The sequence below is a fragment of the Caulobacter sp. FV1ye13L genome (assembly GCF_058681155.1).
On the sequence record NZ_CM178732.1, the window covers coordinates 3,975,536 to 3,992,692 of the forward strand.

At 66.4% G+C, this 17,157-nt stretch carries 18 protein-coding genes; 10 read left to right on the forward strand and 8 right to left on the reverse strand.

Annotated features, from left to right (window positions below; genetic code table 11):
• Positions 1-115 precede the first annotated feature (115 nt).
• The gene (locus ACW176_RS19245) at positions 116-580 is read left to right on the forward strand and encodes a hypothetical protein (RefSeq protein ID WP_492056908.1); all 465 of its coding nucleotides are present in this window, start codon (positions 116-118) and stop codon (positions 578-580) included.
• On the opposite strand, the gene ACW176_RS19250 is transcribed toward ACW176_RS19245, so the two are convergent.
• A complete protein-coding gene (locus tag ACW176_RS19250; RefSeq protein WP_492110272.1) occupies positions 577-1,206 on the reverse strand; it encodes a peptidylprolyl isomerase in 630 nt (209 codons plus the stop codon). The genes ACW176_RS19245 and ACW176_RS19250 overlap by 4 nt on opposite strands.
• A 251-nt stretch (positions 1,207-1,457) precedes the next feature.
• Between ACW176_RS19250 and ACW176_RS19255 the strand changes: the two genes are divergently transcribed.
• The 4 genes from ACW176_RS19255 (at position 1,458) to ACW176_RS19270 (ending at position 5,284) form a co-directional block, all read left to right on the forward strand.
• Positions 1,458-1,724 (forward strand): hypothetical protein, encoded by a 267-nt coding sequence (locus ACW176_RS19255; protein ID WP_419320874.1) that lies wholly within the window; start codon positions 1,458-1,460, stop codon positions 1,722-1,724.
• 71 nt (positions 1,725-1,795) lie between these two features.
• A complete protein-coding gene (purL, locus tag ACW176_RS19260; RefSeq protein WP_492110273.1) occupies positions 1,796-4,012 on the forward strand; it encodes a phosphoribosylformylglycinamidine synthase subunit PurL in 2,217 nt (738 codons plus the stop codon).
• A 10-nt stretch (positions 4,013-4,022) separates the two neighbouring features.
• Positions 4,023-4,376, forward strand: coding sequence for a hypothetical protein (locus ACW176_RS19265; RefSeq protein ID WP_492110274.1), 354 nt, complete (start codon positions 4,023-4,025; stop codon positions 4,374-4,376).
• A 104-nt stretch (positions 4,377-4,480) separates the two neighbouring features.
• Entirely contained in the window at positions 4,481-5,284 is an 804-nt protein-coding gene (locus ACW176_RS19270) for a DUF3313 family protein (protein WP_492110275.1), read from the forward strand.
• Between the two features lie 42 nt (positions 5,285-5,326).
• Here the strand turns inward: ACW176_RS19270 and ACW176_RS19275 are convergent, their stop codons facing one another.
• From ACW176_RS19275 to ACW176_RS19285, 3 genes are all read right to left on the reverse strand, one after another.
• Positions 5,327-5,905: a fasciclin domain-containing protein gene (locus ACW176_RS19275; protein ID WP_492110276.1), complete on the reverse strand. Its 579-nt coding sequence runs from the start codon at positions 5,903-5,905 to the stop codon at positions 5,327-5,329.
• Between the two features lie 323 nt (positions 5,906-6,228).
• The gene (locus tag ACW176_RS19280; protein WP_492110277.1) at positions 6,229-8,070 is read right to left on the reverse strand and encodes a PAS domain-containing hybrid sensor histidine kinase/response regulator; all 1,842 of its coding nucleotides are present in this window, start codon (positions 8,068-8,070) and stop codon (positions 6,229-6,231) included.
• Positions 8,071-8,184: 114 nt separating this feature from the next.
• Positions 8,185-9,120: a M20/M25/M40 family metallo-hydrolase gene (locus ACW176_RS19285; protein ID WP_492110278.1), complete on the reverse strand. Its 936-nt coding sequence runs from the start codon at positions 9,118-9,120 to the stop codon at positions 8,185-8,187.
• Positions 9,121-9,267: 147 nt separating this feature from the next.
• On the opposite strand from ACW176_RS19285, the gene ACW176_RS19290 reads away from it, so the two are divergent.
• From ACW176_RS19290 to ACW176_RS19305, 4 genes are all read left to right on the forward strand, one after another.
• Complete coding sequence (locus ACW176_RS19290) at positions 9,268-9,516, forward strand: BolA/IbaG family iron-sulfur metabolism protein (protein ID WP_419320864.1); 249 nt, start codon at positions 9,268-9,270, stop codon at positions 9,514-9,516.
• 32 nt (positions 9,517-9,548) lie between these two features.
• Entirely contained in the window at positions 9,549-10,412 is an 864-nt protein-coding gene (locus ACW176_RS19295; protein ID WP_492110279.1) for an aldo-keto reductase family protein, read from the forward strand.
• Positions 10,413-10,476: 64 nt separating this feature from the next.
• Positions 10,477-10,818, forward strand: coding sequence for a Grx4 family monothiol glutaredoxin (grxD, locus tag ACW176_RS19300; RefSeq protein ID WP_492110280.1), 342 nt, complete (start codon positions 10,477-10,479; stop codon positions 10,816-10,818).
• The gene (locus tag ACW176_RS19305) at positions 10,815-11,234 is read left to right on the forward strand and encodes an acyl-CoA thioesterase (RefSeq protein ID WP_492110281.1); all 420 of its coding nucleotides are present in this window, start codon (positions 10,815-10,817) and stop codon (positions 11,232-11,234) included. The genes grxD and ACW176_RS19305 overlap by 4 nt, the downstream gene beginning before the upstream one ends.
• Here the strand turns inward: ACW176_RS19305 and ACW176_RS19310 are convergent.
• The 4 genes from ACW176_RS19310 to ACW176_RS19325 form a co-directional block, all read right to left on the reverse strand.
• Positions 11,218-11,574, reverse strand: a complete 357-nt coding sequence (locus ACW176_RS19310; protein ID WP_492110282.1) for a hypothetical protein — start codon at positions 11,572-11,574, stop codon at positions 11,218-11,220. The genes ACW176_RS19305 and ACW176_RS19310 overlap by 17 nt on opposite strands.
• Positions 11,575-11,660: 86 nt before the next feature.
• A complete protein-coding gene (htpX, locus tag ACW176_RS19315) occupies positions 11,661-12,590 on the reverse strand; it encodes a zinc metalloprotease HtpX (protein WP_492110283.1) in 930 nt (309 codons plus the stop codon).
• Between the two features lie 10 nt (positions 12,591-12,600).
• Entirely contained in the window at positions 12,601-12,948 is a 348-nt protein-coding gene (locus ACW176_RS19320; RefSeq protein ID WP_419320857.1) for a TFIIB-type zinc ribbon-containing protein, read from the reverse strand.
• A gap of 259 nt (positions 12,949-13,207) precedes the next feature.
• The gene (locus tag ACW176_RS19325; RefSeq protein WP_492110284.1) at positions 13,208-15,697 is read right to left on the reverse strand and encodes an ATP-binding protein; all 2,490 of its coding nucleotides are present in this window, start codon (positions 15,695-15,697) and stop codon (positions 13,208-13,210) included.
• 235 nt (positions 15,698-15,932) lie between these two features.
• Here ACW176_RS19325 and ACW176_RS19330 point away from each other — a divergent pair, with 235 nt between their 5' ends.
• Positions 15,933-17,144, forward strand: a complete 1,212-nt coding sequence (locus ACW176_RS19330; protein WP_492110285.1) for an NADP-dependent isocitrate dehydrogenase — start codon at positions 15,933-15,935, stop codon at positions 17,142-17,144.
• The last annotated feature ends 13 nt before the right edge of the window (positions 17,145-17,157 follow it).

The window sequence follows — 17,157 nt, forward strand, 5'->3', positions numbered from 1 at the left end:
CGCCGCCCGTCGTCTTGGCTGAGCGCATTATTCCAAGGATTGCATTCCAACTTTACACTCGCCTCAGCATGTGTCCCACTTCGATCAGCTCCATCACAGGCGTGAGAGTTGATCCATGCTGATGCTTGTTCCGATATTGGCCGCAGCCGCGACAATGGCTTCCGCCTCCCCGGCCCCTGTTGATCTGAAACTGGTCTGCCAAGGCGCGCGCGATGACCGGTTCTTCGCGGAGGACGCCACGCGACGCGAAGTTCGATCAGCGCTGCAAGATCGTTGGGCCGCCTATCGTCGGCCCGCCACGATAGAGATCGACATCAACAGCACGCGCGGACGCATCCACCTGGGCGAGCGCATGATCCCGGGCGTGAATACCGGCGGTCGGGACGGCTGGTGGCGCCTGAAGGACGTCAGCCAGCAGGGCGACATCATCACGGGCGCCTATCAGCTGAACGCCAGCAACACCCAGCGCGTGACGGTAAACCGGGCCACGGGCCGGGTCGATATCGCGGGCGCGGGTCGATATCGCGGTGTGTGCCAGCAAGGCCGCGCGATGGACATTCGCCGTCCGCATCCGTTCTAGCCGCCGCCGACTCCGTCGCGACGCAGCTGCTGGATCTTCACGGGCTTCTCGATCATCTGCCCCTTCAGATAGGGATCGTCCACGCTGCTGACGGCCGGCGCCTTGTGGATGGCCCGGACCACATCCATGCCCTCGACCACCCGCCCGAACGCCGCGAAGCCCTGGCCATCGGGGTTGCGGGCGCCGCCGAAATCCAGGGCTGGATTGTCGCCGATGCAGATGAAGAACTCCGCCCCCGCCGTGCCCGGCGCGTCGCGCGCCATCGAGATTACCCCGTCGGTATGGCGCAGGCCTGTCTGGCGGGTGGTTTCATGAGCGATGGCCGGCAATGGGCTGTCATCGCGATTCAGCCCGCCCTGGATCACGCTGATGGTCGCCGGGTTGTGGTCGTTCCAGGGTCCGACCGTGCGATAGAAACTGCCGCCGTCGAGGAGGTGCTGGTCGGCATAGGCGAGGAAGTTGGCGACGGTGATCGGGGCCCTGTCGGGATAGAGCTCAAGCACGATGGCGCCGCGTCCGGTCGCCAGCCTCACCTGAACCGGACCCGCTGCCGCTGCCCCGAGCGGCGTGGCCAGCAGAGCGACCACGAGGCTGCGGCGGTCAATTTCTGCTGTCGGTCCGAGCATGGCGGGTGAACCTCTGTCGGCGGGGTGGGCTTTCCCAGCATAACCATGTTCGCCCGCTTCGCCCCGGGGTTTCAAGCCAGACAGTCGCCTATCTGGATTTACGCAGCCGACCCAGCTCGCTCTGAGAGGGAGAGCGCTGGAAACTGGCGCGCCTCGCGTCACTTACTGGCCTCGAACAAGAAGCGACGATTTCAGGGCCGCGCCCTCGCGCGAACACCGAAATCCGTCGACGGCCTCGATGGGAAGAACCGATGAGCACTCCTGAACCCGTGAGCGGCGTCCCCGTCTGGGCCCGCAAGCGCCGCAAGCCCGGCAATCCGCTGGTTGGCCTGGTGGTGGTTCCGCTGTTTCTGCTGGGCGCGCTGACGGCCGGCCTGGCGATCCACGCCAAGTCGTTCACCGGGGCTGGAGCCCGGATGGACAGCTGGATCGCCATTGTCAGCGTTCAGGTCAAGGACGCCATGGGCGAGCCCACCGGCAAGCCGGCAAAGGCCACGGCGGACAAAGCCGCTCACTGATCGCCCGGGAAAGCCTTTCGAACGCTCTGTCCAGTGGCGGAATCTGCGAGGTCGCGCTAGAAGGCGCCCTCATGAGCACCCCCTCCTCCGCCCCCACCAAGTCGATGGCCGAAACGGCCCGTGAGTTCGGCCTCAACGCCGAGGAATACGCCGTCGTTCTCGACCGCCTGGGCCGCGAGCCCAATCTGGTCGAGCTGGGCGTGTTCTCGGTGATGTGGAGCGAGCACTGCTCGTACAAATCCTCGAAGAACCAGCTGAAGAAGTTCCCGATCACCGGCCCGCGCGTGATCTGCGGACCGGGCGAAAACGCCGGCGTCATCGATATCGGCGACGGCGACGCGATCATCTTCAAGATGGAGAGCCACAACCACCCCTCGTACATCGAGCCCTATCAGGGCGCGGCGACGGGTGTGGGCGGCATCATGCGCGACGTCTTCACGATGGGCGCTCGGCCGATCGCCCTGCTCAACGCCCTGCGCTTTGGCGATCCCTCGCACCCCAAGACCAAGCGTCTGGTCGACGGCGTGGTCGCCGGCATTGCGGGCTATGGCAACTGCGTGGGCGTGCCCACCGTGGCCGGCGAGACCAATTTCCACAGCGGCTACAACGGCAATATCCTGGTCAACGCCATGTGCGTGGGCCTGGCCGACGCCGACAAGATCTTCTACTCGGCCGCGCCGGGCGCGGGCCTGGCCGTGGTCTATTTCGGCTCGAAGACCGGCCGCGACGGCATCCACGGCGCGACCATGTCGTCGGCCGAGTTCTCCGAGGACAGCGAAGAGAAGCGCCCCACCGTCCAGGTCGGCGACCCCTTCGCCGAAAAGCTGCTGATCGAGGCGACCCTTGAACTGATGGCCACCGGCGCCGTCGCCGCCATTCAGGACATGGGCGCCGCTGGTCTTACGTCGTCGTCGGTCGAGATGGCCGGCAAGGGCGGCGTCGGCATCGAGCTGAACATGGACATGGTCCCCCAGCGCGAAACCGGCATGTCGGCCTACGAGATGATGCTGTCGGAAAGCCAGGAGCGCATGCTGGCGGTCCTCAAGCCCGGCCGCGAGCACGAAGGCCACGCCATCTTCGAAAAGTGGGGCCTGGACGCCGCCGTCATCGGCTACACCACCGACACCGGCCGTCTGGTGCTGAAGCATCACGGCGAACTGGTCTGCGACGTGCCGCTGGCCCCGCTCTTCGACGATGCGCCGCTGTATGACCGCCCCTGGGTCCAGCCGACGCTGCATCCGCGCCTCGACCCGGCCGCCATCCCCGCCCCGACCGACTGGAACCAGGCTGTGCTCAAGGTCGTCGGCTGCCCCGACATGGCCTCCAAGCGCTGGCTGTGGGAACAGTACGACCGCCACGTGATGGCCGACACCCTGGAAGACAGCGCCACCGGCTGCGACGCCGGCATCGTGCGCATCCACGGCAAGGGCAAGGCCATCGCCGTGACCAGCGACGTCACCCCGCGCTATGTCCAGAACGACCCCTATGAGGGCGGCAAGCAGGCCGTGGCCGAGGCCTGGCGCAACCTGACCGCCGCCGGCTCTCTGCCGATCGCCATCACCGACAACCTGAACTTCGGCAGCCCCGAAAAGCCCGAGACCATGGGCCAGATCGTCCGCGCCACCGACGGCATGGCCGAAGCCTGCCGGGCGCTGGACTTCCCGGTCGTGAGCGGCAATGTCAGCCTCTACAACGAGACCAACGGCGTCGCCATTCCGCCGACCCCGACCGTCGGCGCCGTGGGCCTGCTGGAAGACTATGACCTGCGCATGGGCTTCGGAAACGTGGCCGAGGGCGACACCCTGGTGCTGATCGGCAAGACCCAGGGCGAACTGGGCGCCTCCATCTATCTGCGCGAGATCCTGGGCCGCGAGGACGGCGCCCCGCCGCCGGTCGACCTGGCCGCCGAGCGCAAGCATGGCGACTTCGTGCGCAACCTGATCCCCACCGGCCTGGTGGCCGGCCTGCACGACCTGTCGGACGGCGGCCTGCTGATCGCGGCGGCTGATGTGGCCCTGGCCAGCAAGGTCGGGATCACCCTGAACGCCTCCATCAGCCTGCACGCCCACCCCTATCTGTTCGGCGAGGACCAGGCCCGCTACCTGATCGCCACGCCTGACCCGGATGCGGTGCTGGCGGCGGCCAAGGAGGCCGGCGTCAGCGCCAGCCTGGCCGGCGTGGCCGGCGGCGACGCCTTCGCCTCCACGGGCCTGTTCTCCATCCCTCTCGAAACCCTGCGCGCGGCCCACGAGGCCTGGATGCCGGGCTTCATGGGCGCGGCGGCCTGAGGACATCAGAATGAAAATCGCGATCCTGGCGACGGCCGCTCTGGCCCTGTCGCTGCTGACCGCCTGCGCCCCGACCGCGCCGGCGCCGTCACCGACGGCCGAGGTCTCCGAAGCGGCCTGCCTCGCGCGCGGCGGGGTGATCCAGAGGGGCGGCAAGCTGCAGTTGCCCACCTGCGTCACGCCCTATGCCGACGCCGGCAAGACCTGCACCGACAAGGCCCAGTGCGAAGGCGCCTGCATCCTTGAGGGCAATCTGGAGCCGCAGACGTCGGTCACCGGCCAGTGCCAGAAGACCAGCGTCCAGTTTGGCTGCTACGCCAGGGTCGTGGACGGCAAGACCACCGGCGCCATCTGCGTCGACTGATCCCGCAGGGATGGGGCCGACCCGGAAGCTCCGGGCCGGTCCTGCACGATGACAGGGCGGTCGAACCGCCTCGCTAAGGCCACGTTTGAGCGGGACACAACATCATGCACCCCAGATTGACCCGCGCCCTGGCCATTACAGGCCTCACCCTGACACTGGGGGCCTGCGCGACAGCCGCTCCCGACCGCTCGGGCTTCCTGAGCGGCTATGAGGGCCTTCAGGCTCGGGAAAAGAGCGGCCGGGCAAAAATCCGCCAGTTCCGCGATCCGGCCGCCCTGGACGCCGTGCGCCGCGTGGCCCTGACGCCGGCGGTCCTGTCCGAGGGCGCCGACAGCCGCTCGCCCCTGACGCCAGAGGAGCGCCACGTCGTTCTGCGTGAAGTCGATGCGCAACTGTGTTTCGAGCTGTCCGAGCGGTTCGAGATCGTCGCTGCGGAACAGGCGGACGCCGATGTGCGCGCGGCTGTCACCTGGTTCGAGCCCACCGGGCGGATCGCCTCGGCCGCCTCGGCGGCGTCGGGCTTCTTCATTCCGGGCCCCATCGGCCTGCGGGCGCCGGGCACGCTGGGCGGACTGGGCGTCGAGGCGGAGATGCGTGCGACCAGCGACCATCGTCAGATTGCCGCCATCGCCTGGGCGCGGCGCGCCATGGCGGTCGGCACCGACGACCCATCCTTGTCACGCATGGGCGACGCCCTGCAGTTCGCCGAACCCTTTGCCGATGTGGCGGCGGAGGTCATGACCCCCAAGGGGCTGAAGTCGCGCAAGATCGACCGCCAGACAGACCCCTGCAAGGCCTATGGCGATCGCTTTCAACCGGGTGGCATGATCGCCGGGAGCATCACCAACCTGTATATTCCAGACTCCCGGGGCGAGACCCCCGCAAAGACCCCGCCGCCCAAGGAGTAGCGGCCCCGGACCGCATTTAGACGCGGCCCGGGAACCGGCGGGTCAGGGCATCAGCACGGTGTCGATGACGTGGATCACGCCATTGGACTGCAGAACATCGGCGATGGTGATGTTCGAGACGCCGCCCTTGGCGTCGGTGATCGTCCAGCCGTGATGACCCTTGGCCACGGTGATCGGCTGACCCTGTACGGTGGTCAGGACGGCCTTGCCGCCGCCGGCCTTGGCCTTGGCTTCAATGTCAGCCGCCGTCAGACGGCCCGCCACGACGTGATAGGTCAGGATGGTGGTCAGCGTGCCCTTGTTCTCGGGCTTGACCAGGGTTTCGACCGTACCGGCCGGCAGCTTGGCGAAAGCGGCGTTGGTCGGGGCGAACACCGTGAACGGACCCGGGCTGGACAGGGTCTCGACCAGACCGGCGGCCTTGACGGCGGCGACCAGGGTCGTGTGGTCCTTTGAATTGACCGCGTTCTCGATAATATTCTTGGTCGGATACATGGCGGCGCCGCCGACCATTACAGTCTTTCCATGCCCTGCGGCATGATGTTCCATTTTCGCGAAGGCGGAACCGCCGCACGAGATCGCAAGCACGCCAGCGATGGCGAGCATCATGGTCTTCTTCATGGGGTCTTCTCCGGGGAGTTACTGGTCCGTTGCTGGGACAGACACAGCTACGAACGCGTCGCGCAGACGGATGCGCGCCGGATTAAAATTACCGCCGGACCTGTCGCGAAGGCCTTTTACCAAGCGCCGCTGAGCTCGACTCCTCGCGCTCTATATCCTCGTCACCCCGGGACTTGTTCCCGGGGCCCATTGTGCAACCGCAGGCGCGGCGCAGAATAGAACTCTCACGAGGAAGCGACCCACGGGCCCCGGGAACAAGTCCCGGGGTGACGGCATGTTTTCAGATTTGGACCCTCTGAGGTCAGGATCAACGGCCGTTGGTATTAGCCGGCCACCACCTCGGGATGGACGCGCCCCGACCAGCGGGCGATGGCTTCAAGCAGCCTGGACGGATTGATCGGCTTGCCCAGATGATCGTCCATCCCGGCGGCGATGCAATTGGCCACCTGCTCGGGCAGGACATTGGCGGTCATGGCGATGATCGGGGTGCGTGAGCCGGGAGCGTCGGTCATGGCCCGGATGCGCCGGGTGGCGGTCAGGCCGTCCATACCCGGCATCTGGATATCCATCAGCACCAGGTCGTAGCTTCCCTGGCGCAGCGCCTCGACGCCCGCGACGCCGTCATTGGCCGTGTCCACCTTGATGCCGAAAGGCTCGAGCATGATGCGGATCAGCTCGCGATTGACGGCGTTGTCCTCGACCAGCAGAAGGCGGGCGGCCTGCAGCGGATCAGGGGTCACAGGATCTTCCATCGGGGCTTCCGGCGCCAGATCGCACAGGGGCGCACGGATCTCGAACCAGAAGCACGAGCCTTCGCCCTCGCGGCTGTCGACACCGATCTCGCCGTCCATCTGCTCGATGATCCGGCGCGAAATGGCCAGCCCAAGGCCCGTGCCGCCAAACCTTCGCGACACCGCCGCATCGGCCTGGGAAAACCGGTCAAAGACGTTGTCCAGCTGTTGGCTGGCGATCCCGATTCCGGTGTCGCGCACCTCGACCCGCAGCACACCCTCGCCGTCGGCCAGAACCTGGTTCACGATCACCGTGACCTGGCCGGTATTGGTGAATTTCACCGCGTTGGACAGGAGATTGAGCAGCACCTGGGTCAGACGGGGCGCATCGGCCTGCATGGCCGACAGATGATCAGGGGCCGAAACCGCGAGGACCAGCCCCTTGGCCTCGGCCTGGCCCTTGATCAGGGCGGCGCACGAGGCGACCATGACCAGCGGATCGAAGGGCTGCGGATCCAGCTCGACGCCGCCAGCCTCCAGCCTCGAGAAGTCGAGCACGTCATTGACGACGTTGAGAAGGGTGTTGCTGGCGTCCTGGATCAGCCCCACATGCCGCGCATCTCGCTCCGACAGGGTGCTGGACCCGCGCAGGACCCCGGCAAAGCCGATAATGGCATTGAGCGGCGTACGCAGCTCATGGGTCATGTTGGCCAGGAAGTCGGACTTGGCCGCAGCCGCCGTCTGGGCCAACTCCAGGGCGTGGGTCAGTTCCAGTTCCAGCGTCTTGCGCTCGGTGACATCGCGCGTCGTCACCAGCAGTTCGCGCTCGGCGCCGGCCACCCGCTTGTAGGTGCTCTCAAACCAGATCGGCGTGCCGTCCTTACGGGCGCTCTCGTACTCGTAAATCTTGGATTCGCCGCCGGGAACCAGGGTTCGCACCAGGGCCTGAACAGCCTCATAATCCTCAGGACTGGTCATCGCCTCCGGCGGCAGGGTCTGCCATTCCTCGACGGTAAAGCCGGTCAGCCGCTCAATGGACGGCGACATGTAGAGACGCTCGCCGGACCGGGACCACAGATTGATGTTGTCCGTCAGATTCTCGGACAGGAGCCGGTAAAGCCGGTCGCTTTCCCGCAAGCGCTCCAGGGCGTCCTCGGCCTCGGCCCGCCGACGCTCGGCCTCATCGATCGCCAACTGCTTGGCCGCCAGGCTGCTGGACAGGTCCATCTCCAGCCGCAGCAGACCCTCGCGCTGTCGACCGATGGAAAAGGCCAGCGGAGTGGCGATCATCGTGGAGATCAGGAACGTGGCAAGCGGCGAGTAGGCGGCCGGGGCATGCAGGACCAGGATATTGACCACATAGTCCAGCGCCATGGCGACGCCCACGACGAGGGCGACCGTCCAGAGAGTTCTGACTATCGTACCGCGCAGCATGGACCGGTCGATCTCGGCGAATCCTTTTAGAATTCCAGCAGGCTTGGCAGAACTTAAGTTGAGATGGCCCGAGTTGCCAACAGGGGTGGCAATCCGCCGCGCCATTTGGGCCGATCAGTGCGCGGGCTGCAGGGTGTCCAGATCCCGGTCCAGCGCCAGGCTCGCGGCGACCACGGTGGCGACCGAGCGCTTGAAGAAGTCCTGCGGGATCGTGGCGAAGTCGTCGGTGCTCTTGTGATATTCGGGATGATCCTCGACCCCGAAATAGAGCCACCGCACGCCTTTTATGGCGAAAGCGTAGTGGTCAGACTGGCTGGTCCAGTTGTTCTGCGCGCCGTCGGCGTCGGTGTCGTGGCCCAGCTTCAGGCTGACCGGCGCGGTCGCCGCCACCTTGTCAAGGATCGGCTTCAGCGCCGGAAACGGCGAGGCGCCGCTGACATAGAGCTCGTTTTTCGGGTTCTTGCTCAGCATGTCGAAATTGATGTTCAGGGCGATCGTCGACAGCGGCACGGGCGGATTGGCGACGAAGGCGTGGGCCCCGCGCAGACCGCCCTCTTCGGCGTCGACCACCGCCAGGATCACATCGTGCCGGGGCGGACTGGCCTTGAAGGCTTCGGCGACGGCCAGCAGGCCGGCCACGCCCGAGGCGTTGTCGTCGGCGCCGTTGAAGATCTCGCCGCCCCGCACGCCCAGATGGTCATAGTGAGCCGAGACCACGATGGCCTTGCCGTCACCTGCAGTTCCGGGAATGCGGGCCACCAGATTGATGGCGTCCACCTTAGTCCCGTCGCGACGGGTGAAGCTGAACGGCTGCTCGAAGCTGGCGCCGATGGGCGACAGGCCGATCTCGCCAAAGCGCTTGAGGATGTGCGCCCGCGCGAGCGCCGAGCCCGGGGTGCCCGGCGCGCGGCCCTGCATGGCGTCGTCCGACAGGATGCGGACATCGTCCAGCGCCATGGCGCCCGGCGTTGCGGCGCTGACCGGGGCGGCGGCGCCCAGGGCGAAAATCAGGGCCAGAAGGCGGAGGCGCGGAGCGAGAACCTGAATCATGCCGTCCCTATGCCTGCAGACGGCTTCCAGAGGGAGTTAAATCACCTTAACCCTGCCTGTGGCCAAAAGCCGCCCTATCGTCTGCCGTACGCCCGTTCTTAAGACTTCCGGGGCATACAACCTTTCAAGGATTGGAGCTTTCCTCCCGTGCCCATGTCTCCCGCCGACCTCGAAGGCCGCCTGCACGCCGCCTTCCCCGACGCCGAGATCGTGCTGACCGATCTGGCCGGCGACGGCGACCACTACAAGGCGCGCATCGTGTCGCCCGCTTTCCGGGGTCTCAACCGGGTCAAACAGCACCAGATGGTCAATCGCGCCCTGGCCGATGTGCTGGGTGGGACCTTGCACGCCCTGGCGCTCGAAACGGCGGCGCCGCCCGCGGACCTGGCCGACTAGCCGTGCTTTACCGGCCGTTCGGCAATTCGGGCATGACGGTTTCGGCGATCACCCTTCGCCTGTCCGACCAGTCGCGCCTGCGCGCCAGCGAGTGGCGGGCCCTGATCTACACGGCCATCGAGAACGGGATTAACAGCTTCCAGATCGACGGCGCCTCGGCGCCCTTGCTACAGGGCGCGGCCGAAGCCTTCGCCTCGGTCGATCGGCGACTGCTGTTCCTGACCTGGCGAGTGCGCGAAGAGGCCGGCCAGTTCACCGCCGCAGTCGTCGAAACCATGATGGCTTCGGCCTTCGATGAGCTTGGTCTGGACTATCTGGACCTGGTGCTGCTCAACGACCCGCTGGGTCCTGACCTGCCGGCCGCCGCCGGCGATGTGCTTCGCACCCTGCACCAGGGGCGAGCCATCCGGGGCCTGGGCGTGGCCAGCCGGGGCGACGTGGATCCGGCGCTGACCGGCTCTGGCTTGGTCACCGCCCTGTCGTCGCCGTTCAACCTGTCGTCGGGCTGGGCCGAGCGCAATCGCGTCCGCGCCGCCGTCAGCCAGAACCTGGCGGTGATCGGTGAAGACTTCTGGCCCCAGGCCCTGCGCGACATGGGCGCCAAGCCCCTTTTCCAGAAGCCCTCGCTGTGGCGGCGTCGCAGCGATCCGCTGGCCGATGTCGGCGGCTATGACTTCCTGACGGGCACCCAGGGCTGGAGCGCCGAGGAGATCTGCCTGGGCTACGCCCTGACCGAGCCCTCGCTGGCCACGGTGCAGATCACCGCCGACACCCAGGCCGAGGTCGAACGCCTGGCCGCCGTGGTCGAGCGCGACCTGCCCAACGGCGTCTGCGCCCAGATCGAAATGGCGCGCTTTTCGGCGCAGGAACGCGAACGCGCCGCCGGCCAGCGATAGCGCCGGCTCTTGACCCGGGGACATGCGGCGCCTAGCTGAAGGGACTTGCAAGGATCTACCCGCCATGACTGACGCCGCCTCCTCCCCCGCCCTCGACTTCATCGCCAAGACCGTGACCGACCACGCCGTGGTGCTGTTCATGAAGGGCGTTCCCGACCAGCCGCGCTGCGGCTTCTCGGCCGTTTCGGTGCAGATCCTCGACCATCTGGGCGTCGAGTTCATCGGTGTCGACGTGCTGCAGGACGACGACCTGCGCCAGGGCGTCAAGACCTTCACCGACTGGCCGACCATTCCCCAGCTCTATGTGAAGGGTGAGTTCATCGGCGGCAGCGACATCGTCCGCGAGATGTTCCAGTCGGGCGAACTGAAGACGCTACTGACCGAGCAGGGCCTAATCGCGGCGTGAGCCGGGTTTTCCAGCCCGCCGCCAACGCCTTCTCGATGACCTTCACGCCCACGGCGTCGGACATCGACGCCAATGAGCACGTCAACAACGTTGTCTATCTGGCCTGGGCCCAGGATCTGGCCATCGCCCACTGGGAAGCCCGGACCACGCCCGAGGAACGGGCCGGCTGGAGCTGGGTGGCGCGCCGCCACGAGATCGACTACCGCCGCGAGCTAAGGCTGGACGAGATCGCCACCGGCTACACCTGGGTCGGCGAGCTGAAGGGTCCGCGCTTCGAGCGCTATGTCCGCATCGACGGCCCCGACGGCGAGATGTGCGCCCAGAGCCGCACCGACTGGGTGCTGATCGACGTCGCCGCCCGACGCCCCGCGCGGGTAATGGACTGGATGGTCGAGCGGTTCAGCGCGAAGGGTTAGCCACCTCGAACCGCTCCCCGCGCCTTAGGCCCAGCGCCTCATAGCTGAACACGAGGTCGACCACCCCCGCCTCGCCAAACCGGCAGGTCTCCAGCCGTCGCCGCGCGAAGGCTAGCACCGTCCCGCCGGCGCCGCGATCCAGTCGGAACACAAAGTCAGCCTTGGCGACGCAGCCTTTCGAGGCCACGCGCACCGTCAGGCCGTGACGGTCGGCCGTCACGGCCACAGGCTCCAGCTCGGGCCATGTGACCTCGGACGCCAGAAGCCTGGGTGTCGTGGCGCAGCCCGCGACGACAAGGGCCACGCCGCAAACCAGCAGGGATCGACGGGATGGCGGCATGGACGGCGGTGCGATCCTGGAGGGCGTCTATGACCCTGATCCTTCAGGACGGAGACCGCCAGCGCAACGCCATTCTTGGACGCTAACTAGCTCCAGGGCCCCGTCCGGCGCGGCGTGCTGACCGGCACGGCCGTGCCCACGCGCCGGGCGCGCATCCCCTGCCCCACGCCCAGGGCCAGCAGGGCCTCGACGCGGTTGTGGGTGGCCGGGTGGGTCGAGAACAGGTTGTCGGCCCCGCTGCCGTTCAGCGGATTGATGATGAACATGTGGGCCGTGGCAGGATTGCGCTCGGCCGCGTGGTTCACCGCGCCGCCGCGGGCATAGGCCTCGATCTTCTGCAGGGCGCGGGCCAGGGCGGCGGGGTCGCCACCGATCTGGGCGCCGACCCGGTCGGCTTCGTATTCGCGCGAGCGGCTGATGGCCATCTGCACCAGCATGGCGGCGATCGGCGCCAGGATGGCGACGGCGATCGCGCCGAGCATGCCGCCGGGACGGTCCTCGTCGCGCGAACCGCCGAAGAACAGCCCAAAATTGGCCAGGGCCGAGATGGCGCCGGCGATGGTGGCCGTCACCGTCATGGTCAGGGTGTCGCGGTTCTTCACATGGGCCAGTTCATGGGCCATGACGCCGGCGATCTCGTCGCGGTCCAGCATGGCCAGCAGGCCTGTCGTGGCGGCCACGGCGGCATGCTGCGGATCACGGCCTGTGGCGAAGGCGTTGGGCTGGTCGTTCTCCATCACGCAGACCCGCGGACGCGGCAAGCCGGCCCGCTCGGCCATGGCGTGGACGTCGATGGCATAGTCGCGGATGCGGCGGTCAGGGTGAGTCTCGTCGACCTCGACCGCGCCATAGGTCTTCAGCACGATCTTGTCAGCGTTCCAGTACGAGAACGCGTTCAGGCCGATGGCGAAGACCAGGGCGATCAGCATGCCCGTGGCGCCGCCGATCATGAAGCCGGCCGCCATGAACAAAGCGGTCAGGCCGGCCAGCAACATGTAGGTCTTGACGTGGTTCATGGCTCTTTCATCAGTCGAAGATGTCGAAGAGATCAAAACCCTTCTTCTTCTTGTAGTGGCCCTGTTGGCCATAGCGATGACGATCATCGTCATCCTTGTAGCGTCTGGGCTCTTCGTAGCGCGGCGGCGGAGCGTAGTGCTGCTGCTGCTGCGGCGGAGCCTGATACGGCGCCTGCTGACGCGGCGGCGGCGGCGCGGCCTGGCCGGCGGCGTCCTCGCGCTCCAGGGCCATCAGCTTTTCAAGCTCGCCGCGATCCAGCCACACGCCCCGGCACTTGGGGCACATGTCGAACTCGACGCCGGCGCGGTTCACGGCCTGCATCGAGCCATCGCAGTTGGGGCACATCAGTAGCGGCATTTGGCATTTCCCTATCCAGACCGGATGGGTGTTCCCGACGCTAAATCCGGACCGAGGGGGGGGTGGGGGACACCGGACCCAGACATCGAGAACACCCGATGCGGTCCGACATCACGAATGCTTGCATTCACTCGTCAGAGGGGCCCGGCCCGCCCAATAAAGCTATGCAGCCGCAAGGCCCATTCAAGAGGGGCAATCGAAAAAATTCCCGGCCGCAGGCTGTCCCGGCCAACCCTCGCTGATCGGAATACGGGATCCCCTACCCCGCCACGCTGACCGTATCAACCGCGACGCTGTTGCGCACGCCGGCCAGGGCTTCCAGCAGCAAGGCTGGATGCAGCGGCTTGGCCAGGTGAAGGTCCGCGCCTGCCGCCTTGGCCGAGGCGATGTGCTCCTCCATGGCGTTGGCGGTCAACATGATGATCAGCACCGGCGGCAGGCCCTGCGCCACTTCATGCGCCCGGATAGCGCGGGTGGCGGTCAAGCCGTCCATGACCGGCATCTGCATGTCCATCAGGATGGCGTCGAAGCTCTGGTTCATCGCCTCCGCCAGGGCGGCCGCGCCGTCCTCGACCATGGTCAGATCGACGCCGAACGGCTCCAGCACCACCTCGACGACCTTGCGGTTGGTGGGATGGTCCTCGGCGACCAGCACGGTCAGGCCCTGCAGCGAAATCTCCTCCTGGCCCTCCCGACTCGCGTCCAGCGCCTCGCCCTGGCAGGGCGGAAGAGGCAACTCGACCGAGAAGGTGGCGCCCGATCCGACCACCGCCCGCGCGTCGATTCTACCGCCCATCATCTCGGCCAGGGCGGCCGAGATCGACAGCCCCAGCCCCGTGCCGCCAAACTGACGGGTAATCGACTGGTCGGCCTGGACGAAGCGCTTGAACAGCCGCTCGCGCACCGTGTCATCGAAACCCACCCCGGTGTCGGCCACGGTGAAGACCAGTCGCTCATCCGGGCGCTCGACGGTCAGGACAATCGAGCCCTGCGCCGTGAACTTGACCGCATTGGCCAGCAGGTTGGAGAGGATCTGGCTGATCCGCCCGGAGTCGCCCAGATAGCAGCCAGACGCCTCCGGCGCGATCGACCAGGAAAAGTCCAGACCCTTGGCCTGGGCGACGGCGGCGTGCAATTCGGCCATGCCGCGCACCAGGCGATCCAGGTGGAAGGACGCGGGGTTGAGATGGAACTGGCCGGCCTCGATCTTCGAGACATCCAGGATGTCGCCCAGCACCTGTTCCAGCAGTCGGCCCGATGAGGTGACCAGTTCGGCCAGCTCGCGACGGACCTGGGGATTTTCCTCCTCGACCAGGCGGTCGCCGATGGCGATGACGCCATTCAGCGGCGTGCGCAGCTCGTGGCTCATATTGGCCAGGAAGACGGACTTGGCCCGGTTGGCGCGCTCCAGCTCGGCCGTCCGCTCGGCCACCCGGTCCTCGAGACTGCGGAGCAGCTCTTCATTGCCCTCGCGCTGCTGCCGCAGGGTGCGCGCCAGCTCGCCGATTTCATCCTGACGGGCCTCGACGCCAAGCGCCTGATCGTGATCGCCCCCGCGCTCGGCCTTGGCCAGGACGTTGAGCGGCCAGGCCAGTTCGCGGCTGATCACCCGATACAGCAGCATCACCTGAACCATCACGCCCAGCACGCCAAACAGCAGCACCCAGGATGCGGTCTGGATCGAAGACAGCACCACGTCATTGGACGGGAAGGTCATCAGGAACCACCAGTTGGGCTCCTTTAGCCGCCCATAGGCGACCACTCTGTCGCTGCGCGCGTCGCGGATCGCCCCGATATCGCGGCCGGTACCGCGAATCTGGCGCATCACCTCGCTGATCTGTTCCCGCGCCTCGAACTCGCGCAGGCGCGCAATCTCGACCACGCCGTTGCGCGCCAGGCCGGGTGCGGCGATCAGTTCACCGTCATTGGAGACGATCATATTGGTCCCGCCCGGCAGGGCGTCGCCGACGGCGCGCAGCAGATAGGAATCCAGGGACAGGGTGGTGCCCCAGGCCCCCATGAACCGGTCCTTGAAATAGACCGGGGTCACACAGGCTGCATTCAGGCCCCGGCTCTTGGGATCGGAGATCAGCCGGCGAAGCTTGGTGCACTTCATGGTCCGGCCAGGATTGTTGGCCGGCAGGGCAATCTGGGTCATCTCTTCCCCGGCAATATCCAGGGTCGGCGGCGCATTCTGGCGATAATAGATCAGCTTGTCGGGCCGCTTGGGGCCGAACATCACCATCCGCGTTTGCGGCGTCAGGAAATAGAAGTTGTCGTACTGGCCCATCTGACTCTCGCCCGTATTGGCCACCACCTCCAGGGCCGAGACAAACAAGGCCTTTTCGTCGGGATCCATCTGGTCGGCCGCCTTCAGAAAGCCGCCGATGCCGTAGACGAAATGGGGTCCCGTCCGGCCGCCGTCATAAAGACCCGGCGCCGTGCGTCGGGTGCCGTCGCCATACTGCGGAAACAGGGTGTCAAACTCGGTCCTGGTCGCAGAAGAGTCGCGGTTTTCCAGGCGCTGGGTGAGGGCCAGGCTGGCGGCCCCGTGAACCTTGACGAGATTGGAAAACAGCCGATCCTCGGTCTTCACCCGCTCGCCGACATATTCGGCCAGGTGCCGCATCTGGGTATCGGCCGCGCTCTTCTGCACAAAAACAAAGGCCACGGCGGTCGCAACGCCGGTGACGGCGATCGACAGCACCGCGACGATCGCCAGCAGGCGCCGCGCCAGGGGCGAGGTCATTTCCGTTTTAGGCAGAAGGCTGCGCACGCCCGGTCAGTTCCTACCGATCTCCGCCAGAAGATCCTTGTTATCCATAAAGGCCCCGGTCTCCTAACAGCCCCTGAAGATACGCCATTCCACCGATCGGCTTTTCCCTTGCCGCGCAACAGTCTATAGCCAGCCCGTCCGCGCCCGCGACCTGGCCCTGTGCGCCAGATCGCCACAGTCGCGCCACCGCCGGAGGAAAGACCCCGCAATGGCCAAGATCAAAGTCGCCAACCCCGTCGTCGACATGGACGGCGACGAAATGACCCGGATTATCTGGAAGCTTATCAAGGACAAGCTGATCTTCCCGTATCTGGACCTGGAACTGGACTATTACGACCTCTCGGTCGAAAACCGCGACGCCACCGACGATCAGGTGACCATCGACGCCGCCGAGGCCACCAAGAAGCACGGCGTCGCCGTCAAGTGCGCCACCATCACTCCCGACGAGCAACGCGTCGAGGAATTCAAGCTCAAGAAGATGTGGAAGTCGCCAAATGGCACGATCCGCAACATCCTGGGCGGCGTGATCTTCCGCGAACCGATCATCTGCCAGAATGTGCCGCGCCTGGTGCCCGGCTGGACCCAGCCGATCATCGTCGGCCGTCACGCGTTCGGCGACCAGTACAAGGCCACCGACTTCCTGTTCCCCGGCAAGGGCACCCTGACGATGAAGTTCGTCGGCGAGGACGGCGCGGTCATCGAGCACGAAGTGTACCAGGCCCCCGGCGCCGGCGTGGCCATGGGCATGTACAATCTCGACGCGTCGATCCGCGACTTCGCGCACGCCTCGTTCGCCTACGGCCTCGGCCGCGGCTATCCGGTCTATCTGTCGACCAAGAACACCATCCTCAAATACTATGACGGCCGCTTCAAGGACATCTTCCAGGAGATCTTCGACGCCGAATATGCCGACCAGTTCAAGGCTGCCGGCATCCACTACGAGCACCGCCTGATCGACGACATGGTGGCCTCGGCCCTCAAGTGGTCGGGCGGCTATGTCTGGGCGTGCAAGAACTACGACGGCGACGTGCAGTCCGACATCGTGGCCCAGGGCTTCGGCTCGCTGGGTCTGATGACCTCGGTGCTGATGACCCCGGACGGCAAGACGGTGGAAGCCGAGGCCGCCCACGGCACCGTGACCCGCCACTATCGCCAGCACCAGAAGGGCCAGAGCACCTCGACCAACTCGATCGCCTCGATCTTCGCCTGGACGCGTGGCCTGGCCCACCGCGCCAAGCTGGACGACAACGCCGAACTGGCCGCCTTCGCCCTGACCCTCGAAAAGGTCTGCGTCGACACCGTCGAAAGCGGCTTCATGACCAAGGACCTGGCCCTGCTGGTCGGCGACAAGCAGTCGTGGCTGACCACCGAGGGCTTCCTCGACAAGATCGACGAGAACCTGAAGAAGGCCATGGCGTAAGCGCCAAGTTGCT

Bases quoted from the DNA above. Each gene is read 5' to 3' on its own strand.
- ACW176_RS19245 (WP_492056908.1), top strand. From the start codon at position 116: ATGCTGATGCTTGTTCCGATATTGGCCGCAGCCGCGACAATGGCTTCC.
- ACW176_RS19250 (WP_492110272.1), bottom strand. From the start codon at position 1,206: ATGCTCGGACCGACAGCAGAAATTGACCGCCGCAGCCTCGTGGTCGCT.
- ACW176_RS19255 (WP_419320874.1), top strand. From the start codon at position 1,458: ATGAGCACTCCTGAACCCGTGAGCGGCGTCCCCGTCTGGGCCCGCAAG.
- purL (WP_492110273.1), top strand. From the start codon at position 1,796: ATGAGCACCCCCTCCTCCGCCCCCACCAAGTCGATGGCCGAAACGGCC.
- ACW176_RS19265 (WP_492110274.1), top strand. From the start codon at position 4,023: ATGAAAATCGCGATCCTGGCGACGGCCGCTCTGGCCCTGTCGCTGCTG.
- ACW176_RS19270 (WP_492110275.1), top strand. From the start codon at position 4,481: ATGCACCCCAGATTGACCCGCGCCCTGGCCATTACAGGCCTCACCCTG.
- ACW176_RS19275 (WP_492110276.1), bottom strand. From the start codon at position 5,905: ATGAAGAAGACCATGATGCTCGCCATCGCTGGCGTGCTTGCGATCTCG.
- ACW176_RS19280 (WP_492110277.1), bottom strand. From the start codon at position 8,070: ATGCTGCGCGGTACGATAGTCAGAACTCTCTGGACGGTCGCCCTCGTC.
- ACW176_RS19285 (WP_492110278.1), bottom strand. From the start codon at position 9,120: ATGATTCAGGTTCTCGCTCCGCGCCTCCGCCTTCTGGCCCTGATTTTC.
- ACW176_RS19295 (WP_492110279.1), top strand. From the start codon at position 9,549: ATGACGGTTTCGGCGATCACCCTTCGCCTGTCCGACCAGTCGCGCCTG.
- grxD (WP_492110280.1), top strand. From the start codon at position 10,477: ATGACTGACGCCGCCTCCTCCCCCGCCCTCGACTTCATCGCCAAGACC.
- ACW176_RS19310 (WP_492110282.1), bottom strand. From the start codon at position 11,574: ATGCCGCCATCCCGTCGATCCCTGCTGGTTTGCGGCGTGGCCCTTGTC.
- htpX (WP_492110283.1), bottom strand. From the start codon at position 12,590: ATGAACCACGTCAAGACCTACATGTTGCTGGCCGGCCTGACCGCTTTG.
- ACW176_RS19320 (WP_419320857.1), bottom strand. From the start codon at position 12,948: ATGCCGCTACTGATGTGCCCCAACTGCGATGGCTCGATGCAGGCCGTG.
- ACW176_RS19325 (WP_492110284.1), bottom strand. From the start codon at position 15,697: ATGACCTCGCCCCTGGCGCGGCGCCTGCTGGCGATCGTCGCGGTGCTG.
- ACW176_RS19330 (WP_492110285.1), top strand. From the start codon at position 15,933: ATGGCCAAGATCAAAGTCGCCAACCCCGTCGTCGACATGGACGGCGAC.